Source organism: Streptomyces sp. NPDC058664, from assembly GCF_042716635.1.
GTDB lineage: Bacteria > Actinomycetota > Actinomycetes > Streptomycetales > Streptomycetaceae > Streptomyces.
On the sequence record NZ_JBHXRW010000245.1, the window covers coordinates 1 to 1112 of the forward strand.

Annotated in this window: 1 pseudogene; it reads left to right on the forward strand. The window is 68.3% G+C overall.

The window, feature by feature from the left end:
- Positions 1-64 precede the first annotated feature (64 nt).
- Positions 65-1018 (forward strand): annotated as a pseudogene (locus ACFWUY_RS41895) (IS701 family transposase); the annotation flags it as partial.
- Positions 1019-1112 lie beyond the last annotated feature (94 nt).

The window sequence follows — 1112 nt, forward strand, 5'->3', positions numbered from 1 at the left end:
TCGCGCGGTGGCCGCAGGTCACAGCGTAGACCCTGCCCGCTGGCAGGAGGCGTTCGAGGGCCTGATGAGCCGGATAGCGGGACGGTTCACGCGGGGCGAATCCCGGCGCCGAGCCCGGAAGTTGGTACTCGGCCTGCTGTCGGACCTGCCGCGCGAGAACTGCTGGACCATCGCCGAGTGGGCCGGGAACAGGACCCCGGACGGCATGCAGCACCTGCTCGGGCGGGCCAAGTGGGCCGCCGACCAGGTCCGCGACGACGTGGGTGACTACGTGGTGGAGCATCTGCACGACGACGAGGCGGTGCTGGTGGTCGACGAGACCGGCGACGTGAAGAAAGGCCCCGACACTGTCGGTGTCCAGCGCCAGTACACCGGCACCGCCGGACGCGTCGAGAACAGCCAGGTAGCCGTTTACCTCGCCTACTCGACCCCGCGAGGGCACGCGGCGATCGACCGGGAACTCTATGTTCCGCGTTCCTGGACCTCCGACCCCGACCGCTTCCGGGATGCCGGACTCGACCAGGACACCGCCTTCGCCACCAAGCCGGAACTGGCCACTCGTATGGTTGCCCGGTTCCTGGACGCCGGCCACCAGGCCGCATGGGTCGCCGGCGACGAGGTCTACGGCGGCAACCCCAGGCTGCGAACCGCACTGGAGGAACGCGGCACCGGCTACGTCCTCACGGCGGCCTGCTCGCACGAAGTCACCACAGGTACCGGGAAGTTCCGCGCGGACACGCTGGCCAGGAAGGTGCGCAAGAGGGCCTGGCAGAAGCTGTCCGCAGAGGTCGGAGCCAAGGGCCACCGCTTCTACGACTGGGCCGTCATCGACTTCACCGACCCCCGGCCCGGGAGCCAGCAGTTGCTGATCCGCCGCAACCGCAGCGCCGGCGAACTCGCGTACTACCGCTGCTACTCGCCGGCCGCAGTGCCGCTGACCACCCTGGTGCGCGTCGCTGGATCAAGGTGGCGGGTCGAGGAGTTTTTCCAGTCCGGTAAGGGCTTGGCGGCCTTGGACTAGTACTGCAACGGTTCTTGTCGTGACGGTTTGACTGCTTGGTCGTTGGTCTGGTCATGGGTGGGGTTCTGGTTGATGCCCGGTCGTGGGCGGA